15 protein-coding genes are annotated in these 17,946 nt (G+C 70.8%); 10 read left to right on the plus strand and 5 right to left on the minus strand.

Annotated elements, in window-relative coordinates; translation table 11 throughout:
* The first annotated feature begins 4 nt into the window (after window positions 1-4).
* Window positions 5-769 carry an aminoglycoside phosphotransferase gene (locus tag ACQCO7_RS19410; protein WP_464073047.1) on the plus strand — a complete coding sequence of 255 codons (765 nt, stop codon included), beginning with the start codon at window positions 5-7 and terminating at the stop codon, window positions 767-769.
* Here the strand turns inward: ACQCO7_RS19410 and ACQCO7_RS19415 are convergent.
* The 3 genes from ACQCO7_RS19415 to ACQCO7_RS19425 form a co-directional block, all read right to left on the minus strand.
* Window positions 754-1,593 (minus strand): isocitrate lyase/PEP mutase family protein, encoded by an 840-nt coding sequence (locus ACQCO7_RS19415; RefSeq protein ID WP_464073048.1) that lies wholly within the window; start codon window positions 1,591-1,593, stop codon window positions 754-756. The genes ACQCO7_RS19410 and ACQCO7_RS19415 overlap by 16 nt on opposite strands.
* Before the next feature lie 472 nt (window positions 1,594-2,065).
* Window positions 2,066-4,273, minus strand: a complete 2,208-nt coding sequence (locus ACQCO7_RS19420) for a trypsin-like serine protease (RefSeq protein ID WP_464073049.1) — start codon at window positions 4,271-4,273, stop codon at window positions 2,066-2,068.
* Window positions 4,274-4,372: 99 nt separating this feature from the next.
* Complete coding sequence (locus tag ACQCO7_RS19425) at window positions 4,373-4,906, minus strand: hypothetical protein (protein ID WP_464073050.1); 534 nt, start codon at window positions 4,904-4,906, stop codon at window positions 4,373-4,375.
* A 312-nt stretch (window positions 4,907-5,218) separates the two neighbouring features.
* Between ACQCO7_RS19425 and ACQCO7_RS19430 the strand changes: the two genes are divergently transcribed.
* Both ACQCO7_RS19430 and ACQCO7_RS19435 read left to right on the plus strand, forming a co-directional pair.
* The gene (locus ACQCO7_RS19430) at window positions 5,219-8,599 is read left to right on the plus strand and encodes an ALF repeat-containing protein (protein WP_464073051.1); all 3,381 of its coding nucleotides are present in this window, start codon (window positions 5,219-5,221) and stop codon (window positions 8,597-8,599) included.
* A gap of 29 nt (window positions 8,600-8,628) precedes the next feature.
* The gene (locus tag ACQCO7_RS19435) at window positions 8,629-9,015 is read left to right on the plus strand and encodes a hypothetical protein (RefSeq protein ID WP_464073052.1); all 387 of its coding nucleotides are present in this window, start codon (window positions 8,629-8,631) and stop codon (window positions 9,013-9,015) included.
* A 286-nt stretch (window positions 9,016-9,301) separates the two neighbouring features.
* On the opposite strand, the gene phoU is transcribed toward ACQCO7_RS19435, so the two are convergent.
* On the minus strand, window positions 9,302-9,982 hold the full coding sequence (gene phoU, locus ACQCO7_RS19440) for a phosphate signaling complex protein PhoU (RefSeq protein WP_464073053.1): 681 nt from the start codon (window positions 9,980-9,982) through the stop codon (window positions 9,302-9,304).
* Window positions 9,983-10,164: 182 nt separating this feature from the next.
* Here phoU and phoR point away from each other — a divergent pair, with 182 nt between their 5' ends.
* The gene (phoR, locus tag ACQCO7_RS19445; protein WP_464073054.1) at window positions 10,165-11,430 is read left to right on the plus strand and encodes a two-component system sensor histidine kinase PhoR; all 1,266 of its coding nucleotides are present in this window, start codon (window positions 10,165-10,167) and stop codon (window positions 11,428-11,430) included.
* Between the two features lie 5 nt (window positions 11,431-11,435).
* Entirely contained in the window at window positions 11,436-12,107 is a 672-nt protein-coding gene (gene phoP / locus ACQCO7_RS19450) for a two-component system response regulator PhoP (protein ID WP_018568744.1), read from the plus strand.
* Window positions 12,108-12,178: 71 nt separating this feature from the next.
* On the opposite strand, the gene ACQCO7_RS19455 is transcribed toward phoP, so the two are convergent.
* Window positions 12,179-12,805, minus strand: a complete 627-nt coding sequence (locus tag ACQCO7_RS19455) for a copper chaperone PCu(A)C domain-containing protein (RefSeq protein WP_464073055.1) — start codon at window positions 12,803-12,805, stop codon at window positions 12,179-12,181.
* Window positions 12,806-13,422: 617 nt separating this feature from the next.
* Between ACQCO7_RS19455 and ACQCO7_RS19460 the strand changes: the two genes are divergently transcribed.
* The 5 genes from ACQCO7_RS19460 (at window position 13,423) to rlmB (ending at window position 17,892) form a co-directional block, all read left to right on the plus strand.
* Window positions 13,423-13,905 carry a CarD family transcriptional regulator gene (locus tag ACQCO7_RS19460; protein ID WP_003953493.1) on the plus strand — a complete coding sequence of 161 codons (483 nt, stop codon included), beginning with the start codon at window positions 13,423-13,425 and terminating at the stop codon, window positions 13,903-13,905.
* 256 nt (window positions 13,906-14,161) lie between these two features.
* Entirely contained in the window at window positions 14,162-14,908 is a 747-nt protein-coding gene (gene ispD, locus ACQCO7_RS19465) for a 2-C-methyl-D-erythritol 4-phosphate cytidylyltransferase (RefSeq protein ID WP_464073056.1), read from the plus strand.
* A complete protein-coding gene (ispF, locus tag ACQCO7_RS19470) occupies window positions 14,898-15,389 on the plus strand; it encodes a 2-C-methyl-D-erythritol 2,4-cyclodiphosphate synthase (protein ID WP_464073057.1) in 492 nt (163 codons plus the stop codon). The genes ispD and ispF overlap by 11 nt, the downstream gene beginning before the upstream one ends.
* A 47-nt stretch (window positions 15,390-15,436) precedes the next feature.
* A complete protein-coding gene (gene cysS / locus ACQCO7_RS19475; RefSeq protein ID WP_464073058.1) occupies window positions 15,437-16,837 on the plus strand; it encodes a cysteine--tRNA ligase in 1,401 nt (466 codons plus the stop codon).
* Between the two features lie 116 nt (window positions 16,838-16,953).
* Window positions 16,954-17,892, plus strand: a complete 939-nt coding sequence (rlmB, locus tag ACQCO7_RS19480) for a 23S rRNA (guanosine(2251)-2'-O)-methyltransferase RlmB (protein ID WP_464073059.1) — start codon at window positions 16,954-16,956, stop codon at window positions 17,890-17,892.
* Window positions 17,893-17,946 lie beyond the last annotated feature (54 nt).

Consider the following 17,946-nt stretch of genomic DNA (forward strand, 5'->3'; position numbering starts at 1 on the left):
GCTCATGCGCTGGGACGACCTGCCCCTCACCGCGCGTCGGGCGGTGGAGGAACGCGCGGGCCAGGTACGGGAGTTGGAGCAGAGGAACGGTCTGCTGGCGGTCACCGTACACACCGCCGCCTCCACCGTCTTCGTGAAGGGCGCACCGGACGACTACCTCCAGGTCCACACGCACAACCGCGAAGCGGCGGTGAACCCCTGGCTCCCGATGGCCTCCCCTCGCCTGAACTGGCGTGCGCGCAAAGGCGGTTGGGACCTCCTCGGATACGACCACATAGACGGCCACCCTGCCGACCTCGCCCCCAGCTCCCCCGATCTCCCGCTCGCGGCAAGGGCGTTGGAGGAGGTACGCAACACACCTTGCCCGGACGTGAAGTTGAGGCGCGCCGAGAGTCGCTGGGGTTCCTGGACACGCGACGGCGATCCCCAACTCCTCGCCGGTGACACCTTGTTGCACACGACCCTCGCGCCGGACGACATCCTCGTCGGCGACCGCGCCCACCTCGTCGGCTGGTCCCAGGCCACGATCGGCGCCGCCTGGATCGACCCCGCCGTACTGATCCTGCGCCTCATGGACGCCGGACACACCGCGTACGACGCCGACTTGTGGGCCCGGGGGCGGTTCCCGGCGTGGGCGACGGCGCCGCGTGTCGCCGTAGGCGTGTTCTCCGAGGCCAACTCCCAGGTGTGGAACGCGATCGCCGAGGACGAACCGGCGAGGCGGATGGCTCGGGCCGCCGGGGACTGGGTGCGTTACTGGCGTTCGTAGAGGGCGTTGATCTCGTCCTGCGGGAGTTGGCTCTCGGCGTAGGTGAAGGTGCCGCGCTCGGCCAACTCTTTTGTCGCATCGAGGAGTTGCCGGTACATCGTCCGCACGATGCTCCCTCCGACCGTCACCCGGCGTACGCCGAGTTCCCTCAGGTCCGCCATCGACAGCTTGCCGCCCGTCAGCCCCATGACGACGTTCAGGGGGCCGTCGAGACCCCGGACCAGGGCACCGATCGTCTCCGCGTCCGCCGCGCCCGGCACGAAGGCGCAGTCGGCGCCCGCCGCGAGGTACGCGTTGGCCCGGCGGATCGCCTCGTCGAGGGTGCCGCCGGTGAGAAGAACGTCGGTGCGGCCGATCAGGGCGAAGGGGGCGCCGTCCGTGTCGACCGTCTCGCGAGCCGCACGAATACGGTCCACGGCAAGTGCCGTGTCGTACAAGGGAGTAGCCCGATCCCCCGTGAAGTCCTCGATGTTGCCACCGGCCGCACCCGCCGCGATCGTCAACTCGACAGTCTCGGCAACGAGTTCGGGCGAAGCCCCGTACCCGTCCTCCAGATCCGCACTGAGCGGCACACCGATCCCGGCCGCCATCTCCGCAACCCGGCCCAGCATCGTCGTACGGTCGACGCGCCCCTCCCCGTAACCGTGATCCGGCCTGCCGAGGGAGAACGCGATGCCCGCACTGGTCGTCGCGACGGCCGGAAACCCGGCGGATTCCAGAAGGCGGGCGCTGCCGACGTCCCAGGCGTTGGGGAGGAGGAAGCAGCCGTCCTTCTGGTGCAAGTCCACGAAGTGCTGGGCGCGTTGGTGCTTCTCGGGGTTCATGTGGTCCTTTCTTTGCCGCGGCTGGGTCGACCGTATGCCTCCGTGGACAGGTATGGCGGCTATATTCCGCGCGGTCCGGAAGGGGCCGTGTTCCCACGTCCGATTCGCGCCCTCCCCCGCGCCCGCCAACCCCCGCACGCTGAAAGTTCCGACCGAGGGGAGCAGTCATGGCCGACTGGAAGCAGGGGAAGTGCAAGTGGCCCACCCCCAAGGGGCCCTGTCAGAACAAGACGATGAAGGGGACCTCCCGGTGTCACTTACACCAGGGCGACTGGACCAAGCGAGGACAGGCCGAGCTCAAGAAGAAGGCGGCTCGGCGGCGTAAGAAGTAAGGAGTCAGGAGTCAGGAGCCGCAGAACCCGGGCACCCCCACCCCGAACGCCTCCAACCGCCCCCACCCCGAACACCCCCGCCCAGCCGAAGCCGAGCGGGGGTGTTCGCCGCGATTACGTCACCGGTGCCACAGGCTCACTCACCGAGCCGACTGCCCGAACCGGTCCCCCGTGGCCGCCAGACCCCCCGCCCCCGGCTGGTAGACCGTCGCCGGAGCCACAGCCCCGCCCGCAGTCACATTGGACAGCGGCAGAGAGTAGAGCGTGCCGTACGCGGAAGGCCCGTACGGCAGGCCGACGTACAGGTTCGTCCCCGTGTACCAGAGGCTGGAGCCGAGCTGCTGGTTCGCGCCCGGCGTGCCGGGGATGCCGTCGCCGTCGCCGACCTCCAGCCAGCGGTCACCGGAACCTGGCGTGCCGAGCAGCGAGAACGTCTGGACGGCGCCCGCCTTGGCGGTCGTGCCGATCGCCTCGCCGGGAACACCGACCGCCAGCTTCAGCGTCGCCGCCGAACTCACCGCGCGCGGCGCCGTGTTGACCGCCGCCAGCGTCGAGCCGAAGAGGTCGCCGGACTCGGAGGTACCGGAGACGTCGTCGTCGGCGGTCCCGGAGGAGTAGCCGTTGAGCTGCGTGTAGGTACCGGCCGCGGTCACCCGGAACGTCAGCACGTTCCCGGTGTCGACGCTGGACGTCCCACTGATGTCGAGGTCCTCACCGGGCGACCCGACCGCGAGGATCGAGTCGGTCGCGGCGGCGGCCCCGGACGGCCGGTACGACACGATCGCGAGCGACTTCCCGAAGAGGTCACCCGCCTCGGCGCCACCGGACACCGTGTCGAGGTCCTGGTCGAGCCCGAAGAGCGGGGTGGGCCGCTTCTCGGAGTTGAGGACGTTGGGGTTGAAGACGGCGAGGTTGCCGGCGTTGGCGTGCGTGCCGATCGTCTCGTTCGGCGCGGCCACGGCGAAGTGGTTGGACCCGGCGGCGACAACAGTGCCGAAGGCGTCGTTCGCCTCGATCGCACCGGGCACGCCGAGGCTGTCCTGGTGGACGGAGACGTTGGTGGAGCCCTGGAGGTAGAACACCTCACCGGCCTTGGCCGCCCCGGCGAGCGCCTCCCCCGGCACACCGATCACGACGTACGGCTCACCGGCGTTGGTGACGGACGCGGCGACGGCCGCCCCCATCCGGTCCCCGGTCTCGGGAGCGGACGCGGAGATGGACCCGTTCCCGTTCCCCTGCTGGTAGTTGGCGTCCTTCAGGGCGCCGGTCCCGAGCCCGCCGGGCGCCCCGTAGAGCAGATCGGCCATGCCCGCGTCGACAGCGTCTCCCAGGTCCTCCCCGGGCGTACCGACGACCAGATCCGTGCACCCGTCGGCGTTGTAGTCGACGGTGGCGATGGCGTCCCCGAAGGCGTCCCCGGCCTCGGCGCCGCCGTTGACCCAGTCGAGGTCCTGGTGGATCTCGGCGTTGCCCTTGCCGCCGCCGTACACGATCCGCACGGACCCGGCACCGGCGTCGCCGCCGATGGTCGCGCCGGGATCGGCGACCGCGATGTCCTCGACGCCGTCGCAGTTGAAGTCGGAGACGCGCGGCGCGCCGACGACACCGGTCACCCAGGACGCGATGTCGTCGACGCGCGCGACGACACCCCCCGTACGGGTCTCAGCGGTGTCGATGCCGAAGCAACCGCCTTGGAAGGACCGGCTGTTGAGCCCGACGAGCTGACCGCCCCGGACGACGGGCCCGCCGGAGTCGCCCTGACAGGCGGCGGCATCGGCGACACCGGTGACGGTCGCGGTGGCTCCACTAAAAGCATCAACCGTCAGCGCACCGGTATGCAGCTTCAGCGGCACCCACTCGGTCTTCGTCCGCCCGTACCCGGCGAAGGTCAGCTGCTCACCGGCGGCCGGCGCGGTGGTGGAGACGACGGCCGGCGTCACCCCGGCGACGGGCTTGTCCAGCCGCGCCAGGACGACGTCCCGGTCCGTACGCGGCACGATCTCGACGACTTCGCGTACGGCGCCGTCGGTGCCGGAGAGGTCGGTGCGGCCGATCGTCGCGACCGTCTTCTGCGCGGGCTTCCCGGCGGGCACGGCCAGCGAGGCGGCCGGGTCGGCGGCGAAGCAACTGGCGGCGGTGAGCAGCCACTCGGTGTCGACGAGGACACCGGAGCAGCCGCGCGCGTAGTCGCCGACGAGGATCTGGGCGGTGTAGCCGTAGGTGGTGCCGGTCGCGGCCGTGCCGGTGACGGCGGACGCGGGAGCGGCGGCGCACACCGCGACGGGGCCGGCGACGAGGGCCGCCGCGAGCGCGGACAGGCGCAGGGAGAGGGGTCTGGGTGGTGTCATGGCGTGGATTTCCTCAAGGGCAGGAGCTGGAAAGGGAGTTCGGGAAAAGGACCGCCACGCGAACGTCACGCCGTCACGCGGCCAGCACGCCGTAACCGGCTACTTCGAGCTCCTGATCTCCACGAGGATGTGGTCCCGCCCCTGCTCGTCCGCGCTCGACCCGACCGGCGTCCAGGCGTTCTTCGCGACGTCGAAGGACTTCTCCTCCGTGCCGACGGTCATGTCGACCTGGGTCGCGTAGTCGTTGCCGCGGATGCCGTACACCGCCGGGATCTCCAGCGTGAGCCAGCCGGAGTTCCCCTTCACGTCGAAGCAGATCTTGTCGGCCTTGTCGTGCGCCCACACCTCCAGCTGGCCGGTGCCGGTGACGCAGTCGGCGAGGGTGATGTGCCCGTCGCCGCGCTTCAGGACGATGTTCTTCTCCGCGAGGATCTTGTCCGCCTGCGGATAGGCGTACTTCTCGACCGCGTATCCGGGCGATTCGTCGGCCACGGAAGAGACGGCCTCAGAAGAAGCGGCCCCGGAAGAGACGGTTCCGGATTCCGTTTCCGATGCGCCGATCGCGAGCCACGCCACAGCCCCCGCCGCCGTGGCGGCGCCCACTATGCGCCAGATTGCTCTTTGTGCCTTCATTAATGTCCCCGTCTTTGACGCCTGTGTTTTCCGGGTGAATACAGGTTCCGGAGGAGGACATGCCTGGTGAAGAGTCCTCCCCGCAAGAACTCGTACGCACAGCGGATGTCATCCAAGACCCGGCGGGGAAGCACTGTCCAGAGCACCGGGTGTGACATGCGACACGCTCAAAGAAATGTGAAGGTCCGTTTGTGTAAGTTCGGTAAACAAGCCGCAATGCACGTCCGGCATGCGAATCCGGCATTGACTTGGACCATGACGCGTGCTTTACCTGTGCCGGAAAACTCAAAAGCACCGGAAGGGTGATTTCTTTTGCCTCCCTCTTCTCTGTGGAGCAGACGCCGGATTCTCACCGCCGCCGCCGGCGTGGCCGCGCTGCCGGCCCTCCCCTCGATCCTCACGCTGACGGCCACTCCGGCCCTCGCCGCCGACGACCCGTCGGACAGCGGCCTGCCGGACACCGACCGAGGCAAGGCGGTGTGGGCGTACAAGACCGGCGGACGCAGCGTCCGCGAGTCCGCCACGGCGGCGCTGCTGGGCACCCCGGCCGCGGTCACCGCGTTCCTCACCACCGACCTCCCCGCACGCCGTGCGGAGGACAACCGGATGGGTGTGCTGGCGGGTCTGACCTATGCCGGCCGGTCCGTCCAGAACCTGGTCAATACGGCGTTGTCGGCGGGGGATGACGCGGTCTCGACCTTCCTGGACGGCGGCTACACGGCGGCCGTCAGCTCCGACCTGCGCGCCTCGGTGCTCACGGTCATGAACAACAGCGGCACGGCCGTACAGCGCGCGGGTACGAAGGCGCTGGACGCGGCCAACGACAAGGCGCTGCACACCTTCCTGAACGACGGTCAGTTCACGGCGCAGGCCGAGGACGAGCGCTCGGCCGTCTTCAAGATCCTCACCGGCGCCTCCCCGCAGGTCGCCACGTACGCGCAGCGCGCGCTGGACGACGGCTCGGCGCAGGCGATCCGCCAGTTCCTGGTCTCCGGCCAGTACATCGCGCGCGCCCGCGACGAGGAGGCGGCGACGATCGACCAGCTCGTCGCGATCGTCGAACGCGAGGGCAAGCGCGCCCAGTTGCAGACCGAGCAGGCCGTCGCCGCCTCCGACAAGGCGAAGGACGCCGCCGAGAAGGCGAAGGCCGCCGCGCTGAAGGCCGCCGACGAGGCCGCCGCCGCGAAGGACGACGTCGCGAAGTCGGCGCGCGCCGCGAACGCCGCCGCCTCCGCCGCGAAGGGCGCGGCAGCCGCCGCGACCACCGCGATCTCGGCGTCCCGTGTCGCGCAGGCCGCCGCCGGCCGGGCCACGATGGCCGCGCAGGCCGCCGCCTCGGCCGCCGCCTCGGCGGGCAGCGCCGCGTCCCGCGCGTACGGCGCCGCGATCGCCGCGTCGAAGGACGCCTCGAAGGCGGCTGCCGCACGCTCCGCCGCCGAGGGCGCCCGCAACGCGGCGAGCAAGGCGCGGACCGCCGCGAAGGCCGCCGACCAGGCACGCGCCGCTGCCGCCGCCTGCGACACGGCCGGGGCCGCCGCCAAGTCGGCCGCGAACAACGCCGCCGCCGCCGCGAACGCCGCCGCCGCTGCCGCCGCGTCCTCCGGTGTCGCCCAGGCGCAGGCCGCCCGCGCCCGCGCCGCCGCCGCCGAGGCGAGCGCCGCCGCCGCGCGCGCGACGGCCGCCGCGAACACCGCCTCCACCCTCGCCGGACGCGCCGCAGCCGCAGCCGCCGTGGCCCGTGACGCCGCCAACTCCGCCGCAGCGCACGCCGAGAAGGCGGCGGCAGCGGCGGACGAGGCGGCGGCGCACGCCGGTCAGGCCGTCGAGTACGCCAAGCGCTCCACGGAGTCCGCGAACGCCGCCGTCGAGGCCGCCAACACCGCGACCGACGCGGTCAAGGAGGCGCAGGAGGTCGAGAAGGCCGCGCGGGCCGCCGAGACCGAGCGCATCGAGGCCGACACCGCGATCGGCGTCGAACTCGCGCGCCTCGCCGCGCAGGAGGAGACCGCCGACCTCGCCAAGGCGAACCGCGAGCGCACCCAGGCCGACCGGACCTCGTCCGACATCAAGGACCTGGTCGCCGCCGCCGAGGCCGCCGTCGCCGCCGGTGACACCGCCACGGCCGTCGACAAGGGGCGCCGCGCCGCCCTGCTCCTGCTGGACAACTCCGGCTCCTGGACCCGCCAGGCCGCCGAGTACGCGCTGTCCGGCACCGAGTACGACGTCCTGAACTGGCTCGCCGCCGACCGGGCGCTCGCCGAGGGCCAGGACGACCGCGAGACCGTCGTCACCGTCGCCGAGATCTCTCGGATCTCCGTCGCGCGGGCCGCCGCCGACACGCTGGCCTCCACCGCGCCGGACGCCGTCCGCACCTTCCTGACGACCGGCGCCGTCGAGGCGGCCAAGACGGACAACCGGGTACTGGTCTTCAACGTCCTCGGCGCGAACCCCGGCGCCGCCGTCAAGGCGAAGGCGCAGGCCGCGCTGGACGACGGCAGCGCCATCGCCCTGCACCGCTTCCTCCAGATCGAGCACGCCGAGGCGATCAAGGAGGACGACCGGGTCGAGATCTTCAGACTGCTCGCGGGCGGCGGCCAGTACATGAAGTCGGCCGCGCAGATCGTCCTGGAGGGCCCCGCCCGGATGCGGCGGAACTTCGTCGCCCACGACCAGTACGACGTGGCCCGCCTCGACCAGGACGCCGTCGCGCACATCTCGGCGATCCGCGCGGCCATCGCGCACGCCGCGAAGGTCGCCGCGAAGGCGCAGGAGGACGCCGCGCTCGCGTCCAAGGCCGCCGCCGAGGCCCGCCAGGCCGCCGCCGAGGCGACCGCGTGGAAGAACAGGGCCGACGGGTACGCCGCCGACGCGCAGAAGTCCGCCGCCGAGGCCAAGTCCAACGCCGACGCGGCGGACAAGTCGGCCGCCGACGCCGCGAAGTCCGCCGCCACCGCGCAGCAGGCTGCGGCGGTGGCCCGGACGGCCGCCCGGACGGCGAACTACTCCGCGCGCCGCGCCGCCGCCTCCGCCAGCCAGGCGGTCGCCTCGGCGTCCTCCGCACAGGCGTCCGCGACCGCCGCACGCGCCTCCGCCGTCCAGGCCGGCAAGGACGCGCAGGCCGCTGCCGCCGCCGCGTCCGACGCGAACCGGATCTACACCGCGAAGGTCGCCGCCGAGGCCAAGCAGCGCGCGATGGACGCGGCCGACAAGGCCCGCGGCTACGAGAGCGACGGCACCAACCCCTCCCAGACCGCCGACAGCGACAAGCCGTGGTACGTCGACTGGGGGATCTGGCCGGAGGACGTCGGCAGCGCCAAGCAGTGGTCGACCGTCGTCGGCCACTACTCGACGATCCTCGGCGGCGGCGCGGTCGCGCTCGGGGTCGCCTCGCTGTTCTTCCCGCCGCTGGCCCCGATCGCGATCGGCGTCGGTATCTCCTCGGTGGTCGTGCAGGGGGTCAGCGCGTTCCTCGCGCTCGCGGGCAACGACTGGAACTGGCAGAGCAAGCAGTTCCAGTCCGCGTTCGGCCTCTTCGGCCTCGGCCTGGTCACGCTCGGCGTGGGCGGCCCGCTGTCCCGCATCGGCCTCAACTACGCCGACGACGCGGTCAAGCTCGCCGACACCGTCGGCGGCAAGATCGTCAGCGTGGCCGGTGACGTCACGACCACGGTCGTCGGTCTGCTGACCTGGTAATCCCGGTACGAGAGGGCGAGGATCCGCACATGCTCACTGAGGACATGTCCACGACCGGCTGGTGGATCCTCGCCCTCGTCTCGGGCGCGGCGCTGGGGTACGCGTCCCTGACCCTGGCGGACAAGCGCAAGCCGTCCCACCGCGTCATCTGCGTCGCGGTCCCCGGCAGCATGGCGCTGTTCCTCTGGGCCCAGGCGGAGTTCGGCAGCCTCGAAGGCCGCCAGGCGCTGTTCTTCTTCACCCTGATCAGCCTCAGCCTGGCGATCCTCCGCGCGGTCTACCACCCGTGGTTCCGGCGCCAGTTCCGGCTGCGCGACGCGGGCGAGCCGATGGAGAACGCGACCACCCCGCAGGTGTTCCTGTTCCTGTTCTCCTTCGTCGCCACGTTCGCCGGCGTCGCCTTCCTGGTGCACTGACAGCCGTAGGGCCCGGTGGGATCACCGGGCCCTACGTCGTCGTACGACTCAACCGCACTGGCACGGACTGCCGGACTGGCACCCGCACCCGCACCCCGACCCGCACCCACAGGCCCCTATCAGCATCAGGTTCCTGATCTCGACAGGCTGTTCGGTGGGTGTCTCCTGGGTGGGGTCGGGCGACGTGCTGGGGGATTCGGCCATGGGTCCCTCCTCGACGCAGGTACACCCATGGCAACCGAACCACGACCCGGAGTGAAGGGCGCATCAACGGCGCACAGAAGCTCTACGCCTGGATCTCCGGCGGCAGATCCTGCTGGAGGTCGTCCGCGTGCTCGCCGGTGACGAGGAAGACGACGCGCTTGGCGACGGCGACCGCGTGGTCGGCGAACCGCTCGTAGTAGCGGCCCAGGAGGGTGACGTCGACGGCGGTCTCGATGCCGTGCTTCCAGCGGTCGTCGATCAGGTGCTGGAACAGCGTGCGGTGCAGGAGGTCCATCTCGTCGTCGTCCGCTTCGAGCTGGAGCGCGAGGTCGACGTCCTTGGTGATGATGCACTCGGCGGACTTGGCCATCAGGCGCTGGGCGAGCTGGCCCATCTCCAGGATGGTGGCGTGCAGGTCGCGCGGCACGGCCCGCTCCGGGAAGCGCAGCCGCGCCAGCTTGGCGACGTGCTGGGCGAGGTCGCCGGAGCGCTCCAGGTCGGCGGACATCCTGAGGGACGTCACGACGATCCGCAGGTCCGTGGCCACCGGCTGCTGGCGGGCGAGCAGCGCTATGGCCTTCGCCTCCAGTTCGTGGTGCAGCTCGTCGACCTTCTTGTCGCCCTCGATGACGTTCTCGGCCAGGTTCAGGTCGGCGTCGAGGATCGCGGTGGTCGCGCGCCCGATGGCCGAGCCGACCAGCCGGGCCATCTCCACCAGACCGTCGCCGATCGAATCAAGTTCCTCGTGGTACGCGTCACGCATCAGCGTTCCCTCTCCTGCATCGGTTTCCAGCGCCTACAGTCCCACGTTCGGCCCCGCACGCGTCGGTTTCCGCCACCCCAAATGAACCACCACTAGCTCCAAGGTGAACTCTGGGCGACGAGTCTCGAAGGTCACCCCTCGACGGCTGTGGCGAAGTCGCACCCCGTGCCTAACCTGGAGACATGGACGTGAACGCGGCGGTCGCCGCAGCGGCAGCGATCGCCGGGGTGCTCACCGGTGTCATCGCCATGCTGGCGTTCCGCTGGAGCGAGCGCGACCAGAAGCGCCCCACCCGTACCTCGCTGCACACGGACGCGGTGCTCCCGCCGGGGGTCGACACGGTGCTGTCGGTCCTGCGCTCCTCCGCCGTCGTCCTGGACGAGGCGGACGCCGTGGTGAAGGCGAGCTCGGCGGCGTACGCCCTGGGCCTGGTGCGGGGCGGGAAGCTGGCGGTGGAGCCGATGCTCCTGATGGCCCGCGACACCCGCCGCGACGGCGAGATACGCCAGGTCGAACTGGACCTCCCGAGGCGCGGGACCGGCCGGGGCGAGGCTCTCGCGGTCTCCGCGCGGGTCGCCCCGCTCGGCTCCCGTCTGGTGCTGCTGCTGGTCGAGGACCTCACCGAGGCCCGCCGCATCGAGGCGGTCCGCCGGGACTTCGTGGCGAACGTCAGCCACGAGCTGAAGACCCCGACCGGGGCGCTCTCCCTGCTCTCCGAGGCCGTCATGGACGCCTCGGACGACCCCGAGGCCGTCCAGCGCTTCGCGGGCCGCATGCAGATCGAGGCGACCCGGCTCACCAACCTCGTGCAGGAGCTGATCGACCTCTCGCGGGTGCAGAACGACGACCCGCTGGACGACTCCGAGCCGGTCCGGGTCGACGAACTCGTCGCCGAGGCCGTCGACCGGTGCCGCCACCAGGCGGGCACGAAACAGATCACGATGGCCGCGGGCGGCACGGCCGACCTGCACGTATGGGGGAACCGCGGCCAGCTCGCGGCGGCGCTCGGCAATCTCGTCGAGAACGCCGTCAACTACTCCCCCGCCCGCACCCGCGTGGGGATAGCGGCCCGCCGGGTGACCGCGCCCGGGGGCGACCTGATCGAGATAGCCGTCACCGACCAGGGGATCGGCATCTCCGAGAAGGACAAGGAGCGCGTCTTCGAGCGCTTCTACCGCGTCGACCCCGCCCGCTCCCGTGCCACAGGAGGTACGGGACTGGGGCTCGCGATCGTCAAGCACGTGGCCGCCTCGCACGGCGGGGAGGTCACGGTGTGGAGCTCCGAGGGACAGGGCTCCACGTTCACCCTGCGACTGCCGGAGGCGGGTTCGTCCCGTGACCGGGCGCACCAGCACCCCGACCTGGACGGCGAAGAGGCCGACGAGGACAGGGCCGCACCCTCAGAATCACCCTACGAACCGCTCCCCGCCCCGGAGGTCCTTCCGTGACCCGTGTGCTCGTCGTCGAGGACGAGGAGTCCTTCTCCGACGCCCTGTCGTACATGCTTCGCAAAGAGGGCTTCGAGGTCGCCGTGGCGGCCACGGGCCCCGACGGTCTCGACGAGTTCGAGCGCAACGGCGCCGACCTCGTCCTCCTCGACCTGATGCTGCCGGGCCTGCCCGGCACGGAGGTCTGCCGCCAGCTGCGCGGCCGGTCCAACGTCCCGGTGATCATGGTCACCGCCAAGGACAGCGAGATCGACAAGGTGGTGGGCCTCGAAATAGGGGCCGACGACTACGTCACCAAGCCCTTCTCCTCCCGCGAACTCGTCGCCCGCATCCGCGCGGTCCTGCGCCGCAGGGGCGAACCGGAGGAGGTCACCCCGGCCGCCCTCGAAGCGGGCCCGGTCCGCATGGACGTCGACCGCCACGTGGTCACGGTCTCCGGCTCCAAGGTCGACCTCCCCCTGAAGGAGTTCGACCTCCTGGAGATGCTCCTGCGCAACGCGGGCCGCGTCCTCACCCGCATGCAGCTCATCGACCGGGTCTGGGGCGCGGACTACGTCGGCGACACCAAGACCCTGGACGTCCACGTCAAACGCCTGCGCGCAAAGATCGAGCCGGACCCGGGCGCGCCGCGCTACCTGGTCACGGTTCGCGGCCTCGGCTACAAGTTCGAGCCGTAAAGAGCCTCTCTACGGCGATGAGGGCGGCATCCCCGGTCGGGGGTGCCGCCCTCAGGCGTGTCCGGGGTCGGTCAGTGACCGGCCGCGGGGGACTCCGACGTGCTCGGGGAGGACGAAGGGCTCGGGGACTCCGAGGAACCCGCGCTCGGGGACGAGGACGGGGTCGGGACCGCCGTCGGGCCCCAGGACGTGAAGTAGCTCGTCGCCGGGACGACGAACGCCTGGAGGCTGACGTCACCCGTCTCGCTGAACGTGAAGGTGATCTTCTGGGCGTTGCCGTTCTTGACGGTGTCGCCCGGGTTCTCCAGCACGGCGGACGCGTTGTTCGCGCCGCCGATGACGACCGAGCCGCCGGCCGGGACGACCAGGCTGCCCTTCGTGCTCTTCGTGTCGTCCTTGCCCGGCGTCAGCACGGCGGAGGCGCTGGTGCCGTCCACGGTGATGCCGGTCAGCGTCTGGTCGGACCGGCTGGTGTTGAAGACGGTCGCGGCGACGGCGGCGGGCCCCTCGGCACCGCGCTCCGGCTGGGTGACGACGATCGCGTTCTGGATCTTGATCACCCCGACGGTGACAGCCGCGTTGTCCGGCTTGATCTCCAGGGTCTGGCTGTTGTTCCCGGCGGCGCAGCCGGCGAGCGAGGCGATCGAGAACGCGAGGGCGGAAGCGGCGAGGGCGCCGCGTCGAAGGCTGCTGCTCACGGCGGCGGCATCTCCTTGGAACGCAGGGGCGGATTCCGATAAAGCCGCCCTAAGGGTCAGTCAGCGCCCTCAGGGTATCGACCCGTTCACCGGCCCCCGCACCCGACCCGCCTCTGACACCTCCCGACGTCCCGAGCACCCCACCTGTCACACCAGCCCCACCCACCTCTTCTTACCCACGCGCCACTATGGCCACTTCCCGTGCCCCGCGCATTCACATAACCCCTCGCGGCCCCCGGCCCGGATTTTCGAACCCCGAATGCGGCGGGTGCCGGAAATTCGATCACCCCGGCGGGCCGGGATGTTCGATGATCAATTCCGGAAACGTCGAAGACCGGCCACGTCACGCCGAACGGAGTAGCGGAAGTCGTACACCAGGAAGAGGACATATCGGGACGTTCACTCGCCTTGACGCGGTTCCGGAAGCGTGTAACGTACGCGTTTCACCCCCCACGGAGAGCCGCTCCCACCTGCGAATACCCGCTTCCGAGCGCCTTCCCCAGCACGTTCCTGTTGCTGTTGTCAAGCCCTGAGATATGCCCTGACCTGCGAAAACGCCATTCAGGAACCGTCGTTTCCGTGTTACCCTGGATAGCCACGGAAGGGGTACCTGTCACATGACGTTCAAGGTTGGCGACACCGTGGTCTATCCCCATCACGGGGCCGCGCTGATCGAGGCCATCGAAACTCGCCAGATCAAAGGCGTGGACAAGACCTACTTGGTGCTGAAGGTCGCCCAGGGTGACCTGACGGTACGTGTGCCAGCGGACAATGCGGAGTTCGTCGGCGTACGTGATGTGGTCGGTCAGGACGGGCTGGACCGGGTCTTCGAGGTGCTGCGCGCGCCGTACGCCGAGGAGCCCACGAACTGGTCGCGTCGCTACAAGGCAAATCTGGAGAAGCTCGCCTCCGGCGATGTCATCAAGGTCGCGGAAGTCGTCCGTGACCTGTGGCGTCGTGAGCGCGAGCGCGGACTCTCCGCCGGTGAGAAGCGCATGCTCGCCAAGGCCCGCCAGATCCTGGTGAGCGAGCTGGCCCTCGCGGAGAACACCAACGAGGACAAGGCCGAGGCCCTGCTCGACGAGGTACTCGCTTCCTGAGCCGAGCCTGTCTCTCCACACCTGATCATGCCGCGGTGCCCGATGACGTATTTCCCGTCGCCGGGCGCTGCGGCATGTTCGTATCCCCACCGCCCGAGCCCGGGGTCCCCGAGGGAACACCCGAGTACTTGTACAAGAGTCCCGGGCTCCCGCTCCCGGCCCGCGCGTCACGGAAGGGGCAGGTCGAGGTGGGGGTACCCGGCACTCCTCCCAGGCCATACCCACGTAGGTCGAGCACACAAACCTGACAGGAACCATGTCTGACGAATCACACCCCCCCAAGGCGGCCATCCGCACGGCCGCGGTGATTCCGGCCGCCGGTCGCGGCGTCCGCCTCGGCCCCGGCGCACCCAAGGCGCTGCGCACGCTGAACGGCACGCCGATGCTGATCCACGCGGTGCGCGCGCTCGCCGCGTCCCGCGCGGTCTCCCTGGTCGTCGTCGTGGCGCCCCCGGACGGCGCCTCCGAGGTCCGCTCCCTCCTGGACGCGCACGCACTCCCCGAGCGCACCGAGTTCGTCGTCGTCCCCGGCGGCGAGTCCCGCCAGGAGTCCGTGAAACTCGGCCTGGACGCGCTGCCCGACGGATACGACATCGTCCTCGTCCACGACGCGGCCCGGCCCCTCGTCCCCGTCGACACGGTGGACTCCGTCGTGGAGGCGGTCCGCGAGGGCGCCGTCGCCGTGGTGCCCGCCGTACCGCTCGCCGACACGGTCAAGGAAGTGGAGCCGACGCCGGGGGCGCCCGAGCCCGTCGTGTCCACCCCCGTCCGCGCGCGCCTGCGTGCCGTGCAGACCCCGCAGGGGTTCGACCGGAAGGTTCTCGTGCACGCGCACGAGACCGTCACCGAGGACGTCACGGACGACGCGAGCATGATCGAGCAGCTCGGGGGGACGGTCGTCGTGGTGCCGGGGCACGAGGAGGCGTTCAAGGTGACGCGTCCGCTGGACCTGGTGCTGGCGGAGGCGGTTCTGGCGCGCAGGAGGGCGAACGATGGCTTCTGACGGGTTTCCGGTGCTCCCCCAGGTCGGCATCGGTACCGACATCCACGCCTTCGAGGAGGGCCGCGAACTCTGGTGCGCCGGCCTCAAGTGGGACGGCACCGGCCTCGCCGGCCACTCCGACGCGGACGTCGTCGCGCACGCGGCGTGCAACGCGCTGTTCTCGGCGGCGGGGCTCGGCGACCTGGGTCAGCACTTCGGCACCGGGCGCCCGGAGTGGTCGGGTGCATCCGGCGTCACGCTGTTGACGGAGGCGGCCCGGATCGTGCGGGACGCGGGGTTCGTGATCGGGAACGTCGCCGTCCAGGTCGTAGGCCCCCGCCCGAAGATCGGCAAGCGCCGGGACGAGGCCCAGAAGATCCTGTCGGACGCGGTCGGGGCGCCGGTGTCGGTGTCGGGAGCGACGACGGACGGGCTCGGATTCCCGGGCCGGGACGAGGGTCTGATGGCGATCGCGACGGCGCTCGTCGTACGGAAGCCCTGAACAACGGCGGTGTTTTTTCGCCGCCTTCTCCTACTACCCTTGGTCCCGTGACTATTCGCCTGTACGACACCAGCGCCCGGCAGATCCGTGACTTCTCCCCGCTCACGCCGGGCTGCGTCTCGATCTACCTCTGTGGCGCCACCGTGCAGGCGGCACCGCACATCGGGCACGTCCGGTCGAACCTCAACTTCGACATCATCCGCAGGTGGTTCACGTACCGGGGGTACGACGTCACGTTCGTGCGGAACGTGACGGACATCGACGACAAGATCATCAACAAGGCCGGTGAGCAGGGCCGTCCCTGGTGGTCCATCGGCTTCGAGAACGAGCGCGCGTTCAACGACGGCTACCGCGCGCTCGGCTGCCTCCCCCCGACGTACGAGCCCCGCGCGACCGGCCATGTCACCGAGATGGTCGAGATGATGCGCACGCTCATCGAGCGGGGGCACGCGTACGAGGCCGACGGCAGCGTCTACTTCGATGTCCGCTCCTGGCCGTCGTACCTGGAGCTGTCCCGGCAGGACCTGGACGAGATGCGGCAGCCGGACGAGTCCGGGATCACCGGCAAGCGCGACCCCCGTGACTTCGCGCTGTGGAAGGCGACGAAGCCCGGTGAGCCGGACTGGGAGACGCCGTGGGGGCGGGGGCGGCCCGGCTGGCACCTGGAGTGCTCGGCGATGGTCCGCAAGTACCTGGGCCCGGCGTTCGACATCCACGGCGGCGGCCTGGACCTGATCTTCCCGCACCACGAGAACGAGATCGCCCAGTCGAAGGCGGCCGGCGACGGCTTCGCGACGTACTGGCTGCACAACGCGTGGGTCACCATGAGCGGCGAGAAGATGTCGAAGTCGCTCGGCAACTCCGTGCTGGTCTCGGAGATGGTCAAGCAGTGGCGGCCCATCGTCCTCAGGTACTACCTGGGTACGCCTCACTACCGATCCATGATCGAGTACAGCGAGGAGGCGCTGCGCGAGGCCGAGTCCGCGTTCGCGCGGATCGAGGGGTTCGTGCAGCGCGTCGTGGAGAAGGCGGGCGGGGCGGTCGAGCCGGCCGCCGAGGTGCCGCCCGCGTTCGCCGAGGCCATGGACGACGACTTCGGCGTCCCGCAGGCCCTCGCGATCGTCCACACCACCGTCCGCCAGGGCAACAGCGCGCTCGCCGCCGACGACAAGGAGGGCGCGGTCGCCCGCCTCGCGGAGGTCCGGGCGATGCTGGGAGTCCTGGGCCTCGACCCCCTCGACCCGCACTGGGCGGGCGAGTCGGACCGGGGCGAGGACCTGCACGGCGTGGTCGACAGCCTCGTACGCCTGGTCCTGGACCAGCGGGAATCCGCTCGCGCGCGCAAGGACTGGGGCACGGCGGACGCGATCCGCGACCAGCTCGGGCAGGCGGGGCTGGTGATCGAGGACGGCCCGCAGGGGCCGCGCTGGACGCTGGGACCGCGCTGAGCGACCCTGTGTTGACGAAGATCGATTGTGCCGTCCGGCTCTCCGGGCGGCACACTTCATGAACGTACTTCTACTTCTACAGTAGAAAAGTCGAACTTTTTAGGGACGGGTAGGTCATGGCAGCCAACAACCGCCGCATGTCCGGCAAGAAGGGCGCGCAGGTCGGCAGTGGCGGCCAGCGGCGCAAGGGTCTGGAGGGCAAGGGCCCGACCCCGCCCGCCGAGATGCGCAAGAAGCACAAGGCGAACCGCATCGCGAACGCCAAGGCGAAGCAGCTCGCGCGCCGCCCCGTGGCCCGCCGTGGCGGCAAGGGGACGTCCGAGATGGTCGTCGGCCGCAACCCGGTCGTGGAGGCGCTGCGCGAGGGCGTGCCCGCGTCGACGCTGTACGTCCAGCAGTTCATCGACAACGACGAGCGGGTCCGCGAGGCGCTCCAGCTCGCGGCCGAGCGCGGCGGCATCAACCTCATGGAGGCGCCCCGCCCGGAGCTGGACCGCATGACGAACGGCCTGAACCACCAGGGCCTCGTCCTCCAGGTCCCGCCGTACGAGTACGCGCACCCGGAGGACCTGGCCGCCGCCGCGTACGACGCCGGCGAGGACCCCCTGATCGTCGCGCTCGACGGCGTCACCGACCCGCGCAACCTCGGCGCGGTCGTCCGCTCGGTCTCGGCGTTCGGCGGCCACGGGGTGGTCGTACCGGAGCGCCGCGCGGCCGGGATGACGGCGGGTGCGTGGAAGACGTCGGCGGGTACGGCGGCCCGCACGCCGGTCGCGCGGGCGACGAACCTGACGCGGGCGCTGGAGGCGTACAAGAAGGCCGGCGTCACGGTGGTCGGCCTCGCGGCGGACGGCGATGCGGAGGTCGGCACGCTGGCGGCGCTGGGCGGTCCGGTGGTCATCGTCGTCGGGAGCGAGGGCAAGGGGCTGTCCCGACTGGTGGGCGAAACCTGCGACTACCGGGTGCGGATCCCGATGCCCGGCGGCGCCGAATCGCTCAACGCCGGTGTCGCCGCGGGGATCGTGCTCTACGAGGCGGCGCGCCGACGGGCGTAGGGCGCGTCATCCGTACGGGGTAGTCCTGGGGTTTGACGCTGTCCGGACACTTCC

This window comes from Streptomyces saintjeani, assembly GCF_055409605.1.

Bases quoted from the DNA above. Each gene is read 5' to 3' on its own strand.
- ACQCO7_RS19410 (WP_464073047.1), top strand. From the start codon at position 5: ATGCGCTGGGACGACCTGCCCCTCACCGCGCGTCGGGCGGTGGAGGAA.
- ACQCO7_RS19415 (WP_464073048.1), bottom strand. From the start codon at position 1,593: ATGAACCCCGAGAAGCACCAACGCGCCCAGCACTTCGTGGACTTGCAC.
- ACQCO7_RS19420 (WP_464073049.1), bottom strand. From the start codon at position 4,273: ATGACACCACCCAGACCCCTCTCCCTGCGCCTGTCCGCGCTCGCGGCG.
- ACQCO7_RS19425 (WP_464073050.1), bottom strand. From the start codon at position 4,906: ATGAAGGCACAAAGAGCAATCTGGCGCATAGTGGGCGCCGCCACGGCG.
- ACQCO7_RS19435 (WP_464073052.1), top strand. From the start codon at position 8,629: ATGCTCACTGAGGACATGTCCACGACCGGCTGGTGGATCCTCGCCCTC.
- phoU (WP_464073053.1), bottom strand. From the start codon at position 9,982: ATGCGTGACGCGTACCACGAGGAACTTGATTCGATCGGCGACGGTCTG.
- phoR (WP_464073054.1), top strand. From the start codon at position 10,165: ATGGACGTGAACGCGGCGGTCGCCGCAGCGGCAGCGATCGCCGGGGTG.
- ACQCO7_RS19460 (WP_003953493.1), top strand. From the start codon at position 13,423: ATGACGTTCAAGGTTGGCGACACCGTGGTCTATCCCCATCACGGGGCC.
- ispD (WP_464073056.1), top strand. From the start codon at position 14,162: ATGTCTGACGAATCACACCCCCCCAAGGCGGCCATCCGCACGGCCGCG.
- ispF (WP_464073057.1), top strand. From the start codon at position 14,898: ATGGCTTCTGACGGGTTTCCGGTGCTCCCCCAGGTCGGCATCGGTACC.
- rlmB (WP_464073059.1), top strand. From the start codon at position 16,954: ATGGCAGCCAACAACCGCCGCATGTCCGGCAAGAAGGGCGCGCAGGTC.